6 protein-coding genes and 2 pseudogenes are annotated in these 6,449 nt (G+C 64.3%); 5 read left to right on the top strand and 3 right to left on the bottom strand.

Features of this window, described 5'->3' with window-relative positions; genetic code table 11:
• From G113_RS18365 to G113_RS18350, 4 genes are all read left to right on the top strand, one after another.
• Positions 1–637: TonB-dependent receptor domain-containing protein (locus G113_RS18365; protein ID WP_005908427.1), on the top strand; the 637-nt coding region annotated here is incomplete at its 5' end.
• A 75-nt stretch (positions 638–712) separates the two neighbouring features.
• Complete coding sequence (locus G113_RS18360; protein WP_005908425.1) at positions 713–1,729, top strand: amonabactin ABC transporter permease subunit 2; 1,017 nt, start codon at positions 713–715, stop codon at positions 1,727–1,729.
• Between the two features lie 14 nt (positions 1,730–1,743).
• Positions 1,744–2,811 (top strand): amonabactin ABC transporter permease subunit 1, encoded by a 1,068-nt coding sequence (locus G113_RS18355; protein WP_040319376.1) that lies wholly within the window; start codon positions 1,744–1,746, stop codon positions 2,809–2,811.
• Complete coding sequence (locus G113_RS18350) at positions 2,811–3,614, top strand: amonabactin ABC transporter ATP-binding protein (protein WP_005908422.1); 804 nt, start codon at positions 2,811–2,813, stop codon at positions 3,612–3,614. Before G113_RS18355 ends, G113_RS18350 begins: the two co-directional genes overlap by 1 nt.
• An 81-nt stretch (positions 3,615–3,695) precedes the next feature.
• On the opposite strand, the gene amoD is transcribed toward G113_RS18350, so the two are convergent.
• On the bottom strand, positions 3,696–4,421 hold the full coding sequence (gene amoD, locus G113_RS18345; RefSeq protein ID WP_005908421.1) for an amonabactin biosynthesis phosphopantetheinyl transferase AmoD: 726 nt from the start codon (positions 4,419–4,421) through the stop codon (positions 3,696–3,698).
• Between the two features lie 158 nt (positions 4,422–4,579).
• Here amoD and G113_RS18340 point away from each other — a divergent pair.
• A pseudogene (locus G113_RS18340) lies at positions 4,580–5,526 on the top strand (amonabactin ABC transporter substrate-binding protein).
• Between the two features lie 64 nt (positions 5,527–5,590).
• On the opposite strand, the gene G113_RS22015 reads toward G113_RS18340, so the two are convergent.
• Positions 5,591–5,719, bottom strand: coding sequence for a hypothetical protein (locus G113_RS22015; protein ID WP_005908419.1), 129 nt, complete (start codon positions 5,717–5,719; stop codon positions 5,591–5,593).
• Positions 5,716–6,449: pseudogene (amoH, locus tag G113_RS18335) on the bottom strand (amonabactin biosynthesis glycine adenylation protein AmoH); the annotation flags it as partial. The gene G113_RS22015 and the pseudogene amoH, both read right to left, overlap by 4 nt.

Raw genomic sequence — 6,449 nt, 5'->3', positions numbered from 1 at the left:
CACCACCGCCTGCCGTGGCGCCTGCCAGGTGATTGGCAACCCGGACCTGAAGCCGGAAACTGCGGTCAGTTATGAGCTGGGTACAGCCTATGAAGCCGATCGTTTCGGCGCCGGAGTGACCGGTTTCCACAACGAAATCGAAGATCTGATCCAGAGCGATCAGTGGGGCCCGGGCTACCGTCCGTCCGTCATGACCTACCTCAACGTCAAGAAGGCCCGTATCAAGGGGCTGGAGCTGACCGGTTGGTTCGACGTGCTGGACAACGTCAAGCTGGCGGGTAACTGGACCCTGCTGGATTCTGAGGATCGCAGCACCGGCGATGATCTGGCCAAGACCCCGGATCACACCGGTAACTTGAGCCTGGATTGGCAAGCCAGCGACGTCGTCAGCGCCAATCTGGCCTGGCAATATGTCGGCAGCCAGATCATCAAGGTGCCGGCCCGCAACGCCCAGGCGTTCAAGTCCGAGAGCTACCAGACCCTGGATCTCAACACCAACTGGACTGTGACCCAGGCTCTGGACTTCAAGCTGGGCATCACCAACCTGACCAACACCCAGCGTGATCAGGTCGCCACCGACGCAGACTTCATCCTGGAAGGCCGTTCCGTCTACGCCGGGGTAGAGTACAAGTTGTAATCATACCGTTCGGGAGCCCTGGAAACAGGGCTCCCTTTTTGCGTTTTTATCGCCTCGACAATAAGGAGTATCCGGGTGCTCAGACACCAAACACAGCTGTTCTGGCTGGGAGTTGTTCTCCTGTTCATGCTGATCTGTCTGTCACTGGCCACGGGGGCCGGTGTCTATGGTGGCCGCGAGGTCGCCGGATTTCTGCTGGGGGATCCCGCCTTCATGGCCGATGAAAAGCTCGCCATGATCATTCATACCCTGCGTCTGCCCCGAACCCTGTGTGCCCTGGTGGTGGGCGTCTGTCTCGCGCTGGCGGCCTCCATGCTGCAAAGCGCCACCCGCAATCCCCTGGCCGAGCCCGGCCTGCTCGGCGTCAATGCCGGCGCCGTGTTCGCCTTGGTCATCGGTCTCACCTATTTCGGGGTTGAATCGGCCTACGGTTATCTGCTCTGGTCCGGCATGGGGGCCCTGCTTGGCAACCTCATCGTACTGGGCCTGGGCTTAATGGTGGGTCGCTCCAATCCGCTCAAGCTCATCCTGGTGGGGGTCGCCCTCTCCGCCACCTTTGGCGGCCTCTCCAACTTCCTGCTGCTCTCCAACAAGGTGGTGCTGGAGCAGTTCCGCTTCTGGAACCTGGGGTCTCTGGCGGCCTCGGATCTCGACGCCGTGCTGACCGTGATCCCCTTTGCCCTGGCCGGTCTGCTGCTGACCCTGGCGCTGTGCCGCCAGCTCACTCTGATGCAGATGGGGGACAACCAGGCCCAGGCCCTCGGCATACGGCCGACCCGGGTGCGGATCGGTGTGCTGCTGGCCGCCACCCTGTTTACCGCCTGCGCCATCGCCATCGCCGGCCCCATCGGCTTCGTCGGCTTTCTGGCCGCCTACTGCGCCCGTCTGGTGGAGCCGGTGCGCCTCGCCATCCAGGTGCGCTTCTCCGCCCTGTTCGGCGTGCTCTTCCTGCTGGGGGCCGACATACTGGCCCGCTGGCTGATCCAGCCGTTCGAACTGCCCAACGGCGTGATCCTGGCCCTGATCGGTGCCCCCGTGCTCATCCTGGTAGTACGCGGCGGCGGTTTCCGCTCTCTGCTGGCCGTCAAATAAGGTCGCCCTGCCTAATGAACAATCCAATGAATAGATCGCTGAATGCTTCACTCCCCTCCGGCACCCTCTGCCTGCGACTGGGTGACCGCACCCTGCTGCTGCACCGCCGCGCCTGGCTTATCACGCTGGGCTTGGTGCTCACACTGGCGTTGCTCTCCCTGCTGGCGCTGACCCTGGGCTCCGGCAAGCTCACCATGCTGGGGGTGATCCAGACCCTGCTTGGCGAGGGTAGCCGACTCGATGAGGTGACTGTCTTCAAGATCCGGCTGCCGCGCATCGTCGCCGTCTTGGTGGCAGGCGCCGCCATGGGTCTCTCCGGCTGTCTGGTACAGACCCTGATCCGCAATCGCCTCGCCACCCCGGACATGATAGGGGTCAACGAGGGAGCTTCCCTGGCCATCATCATCTTCTCCCTCTACCTCACCCTGGGCAGCTGGCCCTGGTGGGCCGCGCCGCTGGGCGCCCTGTTCGCCGCGGCCATGCTCTACGCCCTGTGCAACAAGCCGGGGGAGCAGGGCTATCTGTTCGTGGTGATAGGCATCGGCGTCTCCGAGATGCTCAGCGCCATCGGTCAGTTCGTGATGTCCACCCAGTCGCTGGTACACCTCACCAGCCTCTACCTGTGGAACATGGGCAACTTCGTCGGCCAGGGCTACGGCACAGTGGTACCTGTGGGTCTGCTGATCCTGCTGGTCTGCCCCTGGATAATCTACCTCTCCCGCGCCCTGGGCGTGCTGCGTCTGGGCCCGGTCACCGCCCAGACGCTCGGGGTGAACGTCAACCGGGTGCAGCTCGGCGTACTGGCCCAGGCCATCATAGTGGCGGCGCTCGGCACCGCCATCGGCGGCCCCGTGGTGTTTATCGCCATGGCAGCCCCCATACTCGCCTCCTGGATGAGCCGGGATCGCATAGTGCCGCTGTGGATTGCCGCCCTCTGTGGCGCCCTGCTGCTGCTGGCGAGCGATACCCTGGTGCGGGTACTGGCCAGCCCCCATGAGGTCGCCACCGGCATCATGACCCGTATTCTTGGCGGCATACTGCTGCTGTTTATTCTGATCAAAGACAGACAGAGAACCGACTGATGACCCTCACCCTAAATCGCCTCCACTTCGGCTATCAGCAAAAGCCCGTCTTCAGCGACATCTCCTTCACCATCCCACAAGGCAAGCTGGTCGGCATCGTCGGCCCCAATGGCGGCGGCAAATCCACCCTGCTCAAGCTGCTGGCAGGCCAGGAGCAACCCCAATCCGGCGAGATATTGCTCAGGGGCAAACCGCTGAAGAGTTACGGCATGAAGGCGCTGGCCCGGGAGCTCGCCTACCTGCCCCAGCGCCCCCTGGTGCCCGCCGGCATTCAGGTCGAGCAGCTGGTGCAGTACGGCCGCCACCCCCATCAGGGCTGGTTCAATCAGTGGAGTGAAGAGGATGCCCGCATGGTGCGCTGGGCCTGCGAGCGGATGCAACTCGGGGAAATATTGCAACAGAGCGCCAATTCGCTGTCCGGCGGCCAGGCCCAGCGGGTGTGGCTGGCCATGGTGCTGGCCCAGGACGCGGACATCATCTTGCTGGACGAACCCACCAGTGCCCTGGACATAGGCCATCAGACCGAAGTGATGGAAGCCATCCACCAGATCACCGCCGAGGGCAAGACGGTGCTCATCGTCATCCACGATCTCGCCACCGCCGCCCGCTACTGCGACGAGCTGATCGCCATCGGCGAGGGCAAGATCCAGGCCATGGGCCCGGCTCGCGAGGTGGTGACCAAGCCCCTCATCGACCGCCTCTACCAGACGGACGTGGACATACTGCACGCCCCCGGCGATGGCGCCCCCATCATAGTGCCGCGCCGCCGCCCGCAGGCCTTTGCCATGAAGCAGCAAGCCTGAGCGCAGGATAAAAAAAACCGCCTTGATGGCGGTTTTTTTATCCCATGACACCGGCCAGCGGGTTGAGCGGCAGAGGTTTTCTCAGAGTAAAAGCGTGGTCAGCACGCCACCCGGCAAGCCTTGCCAGTGCAAGGTGCAGTGCCAGCCTGCGGGCAGATCCGGGGTCAGCGCGCTTTTTAGTTCGAGGGTGAGGGTCTGCTCCGTCATGGCCAGCCAGCGAGCATCAAGAAAGTCAAAATAGCGCCCCACCCTGGGGTAGAGCGCCTTGAACAGGCTCTCCTTGGCGGAGAACACCAGGGTCAACCCCTGGGCCGGCCCGAGCGGACAGCGCTGCAGCCGCCCCCACTCCTCATCATCCACGATGCCGGGCCAGAGACTGCACGCCTGCTCATCCTCCAGCCAGGCTTCCAGATCCAGCCCCATCCCTGCCTGACCCGGACGTACCGCACACAAGGCCATGCCGCGCCCCTGCAACAGGCTGTGGCTGATGCTGCCCTCAAACCCCGCAGGCCAGCGCGGCTCGCGGGCCGAGCCTATGGCCACCACATGATCGCCAAGCCCAACGCGGCGCAGAGCCTCACGGGCCGCCAACCGACCGGCCAGAAACTCCCCCAGCCGCTTGGGGGCCGCGCGCTGCAAGCTGGCGGGCAGCAGGATCTCGGCCTGCTCATAGCAGGCCGGGGTGAAAGCGGCGGGATCGAAGCAGACCCGCTGCAGCGCAATTTCCGCAAAACCGGGCAGCGGCAGGCCGTCGGCCTGCAGGATAAAGCTGCCTCGGGATCCGGCAGCAAGGGGAGCGGTTGGCATCGAAAAGGCCCTTGGTTCGAGAGCGGCCATGGTAGCAAATCACCCAGTCCAAACACCACAAACGCAAATGACAATTTTTATCATTTGAATTTGTGATAGCATAAGGCCGCCCGTTTGGGGCCCGGTTTTCCGCTGATTTCACCAAGAAGGATGTAACGATGAAGATCTCCTCCCCCCTGGCCGCCGCGCTCATGCTGGCCAGCCTGGCTGGTTTTCAGGCCCAGGCCGGCACAGAGACCCGTCAGGTGACCGATGCCGATGGCAAGACCCAGGTCGTGCCCGCCCACCCCAAGCGAGTCGTGGTATTGAGCGAAATCGATCTCGACAGCGCCCTGACCCTGGGCGTACAACCAGTGGGTACCGTCAACGGTCGCGGCCAGGCCACACTGCCCCGCTACCTGCAAGACAAGGCTGGTGAGGAGATCACCGTGGTCGGCGATCTGGACAACCCCAATCTGGAGCGGCTGATCGATCTGGAACCGGATCTCATCCTGACCAATCAGACCAAGCCCGAGCTGCTGGCCCTGCTGCAAGAGATAGCCCCCACAGTCGTCACCGGCAACTGGGGTCAACCCTGGAAAGAGGTATTCAACCGCAACGCCCAGGTGCTGAACAGGGAGGCCGAGGGCAAGGCCTTCCTCGCGCGCTATGATGCCCGCCTGCAAGCCGCCCGAAACACACTGGCCAAGCACCAGGGCGAGCAGCTCAGCATAGTGCGCTGGAATCCAAAGGGACCCAGCTACATGCACGGCGGCACCTTCGCCAGCAGCGTGGTGATGGAGATGGGCCTGGCCCGTCCGCCCCACCAGATCGGCGACAGGAGTCCCCACTCCCCGGCCCTGAGTCTCGAATCCCTCAATCTGCTCGATGGTGACTGGCTGGTGATCGGCACCCTCAGCGCCAGCGGCGATGCGGTGGATGCCATGAAGCAGGCCGAGCAGACCCCCGCCTTCCAGCAGCTTGGCGCCATCAAGGGCAAGCGCTTCGGCGCCGTGGACGGATCCCTGTGGACCTCCACCGGCGGCCCCCCGAAGCGGCCCTCAAGGTGATCGACGACGTCGAGCAGCTGCTGGCCAAACCCGATGCGGCCCCCATCACCCAGTAAGCCCGCGTGATTGGCGCCCACAAAGAAGCCCGCATGATGCGGGCTTCTTTGTCTATTGCTCTGTCTACTCGGGCAAGGGCAGCGCCTTCCTATCCAGTTTGCCGCTGCCGGTCTTGGGCAGAGCATCCAACAGAATGAGCCGCACCGGCACCATGTAGTGAGGCAGGTTGCTGACCTGCAGCCCCGTCATCATTCCGGCAAGGGCAGCGCTTTTCTGTCCAGTTTCCCGCTGCCGGTCTTGGGCAGGGCATCCAGCAGAATGAGCCGCGCCGGCACCATGTAGTGCGGGAGCGTCGCCTGCAGCCCCTTGCGCAGGGCCAGCCGGTTGAGGGTTACCCCGCTTTTCGCCTCCACGTAACCCACCAGCATGGCCTCATCCCCCTCGCCCACCAGGCGCACCGCCGCCTCCTGCACCCCGGGTTGACGGCGCAGCCCCGCCTCCACCTCGCCGAGCTCGATGCGAAAGCCGCGCAGCTTGACCTGATCGTCCCGCCGTCCCAGATAGAGGAAGTTGTCCGCCCCCAGCCGGCGCACCCGATCGCCGGTGCGATAGAGGCGATGGACATCGACCCGCAGGAAGGCCGCCACCGTCAAGGCAGGCTTGCGCCAGTACCCCTCGCACAGGGCCGGGCTCTCGATGCAGAGCTCGCCGCGCTCCTCCTCTGCCACTGGCTGCCCCGCCTCGTCCAGCACCCAGTGGCGATAACCAGGCAGGCTGTGACCTATGGTGATCTGGCCATCAGTAGGTGGCCAGCGCACCTCGCTCACCAACGACCAGACGGTGGCCTCGGTCGGCCCGTAGCAGTTCCACAGCCGCCGGGTGCGGGCACAGAGCTGCTCGGCCAGGCCTGCGTCAAGCGCCTCGCCGCCGCACAGGGCGGTGAGGGTATTGCGCCCCTGCCAGCCCGCCTTGAGCAGCATAC

The sequence above is a fragment of the Aeromonas molluscorum 848 genome (assembly GCF_000388115.1).
Lineage (GTDB): Bacteria > Pseudomonadota > Gammaproteobacteria > Enterobacterales > Aeromonadaceae > Aeromonas > Aeromonas molluscorum.
Note: the sequence above shows the minus strand (reverse complement) of the source record. Positions and strands in the feature narration are given on the sequence as shown.

Excerpts from the sequence above, each read along its gene's own strand:
- amoD (WP_005908421.1), bottom strand. The coding sequence starts at position 4,421 with ATGCCAACCGCTCCCCTTGCTGCCGGATCCCGAGGCAGCTTTATCCTG.
- G113_RS18350 (WP_005908422.1), top strand. The coding sequence starts at position 2,811 with ATGACCCTCACCCTAAATCGCCTCCACTTCGGCTATCAGCAAAAGCCC.
- G113_RS22015 (WP_005908419.1), bottom strand. The coding sequence starts at position 5,719 with ATGATGACGGGGCTGCAGGTCAGCAACCTGCCTCACTACATGGTGCCG.
- G113_RS18355 (WP_040319376.1), top strand. The coding sequence starts at position 1,744 with ATGAACAATCCAATGAATAGATCGCTGAATGCTTCACTCCCCTCCGGC.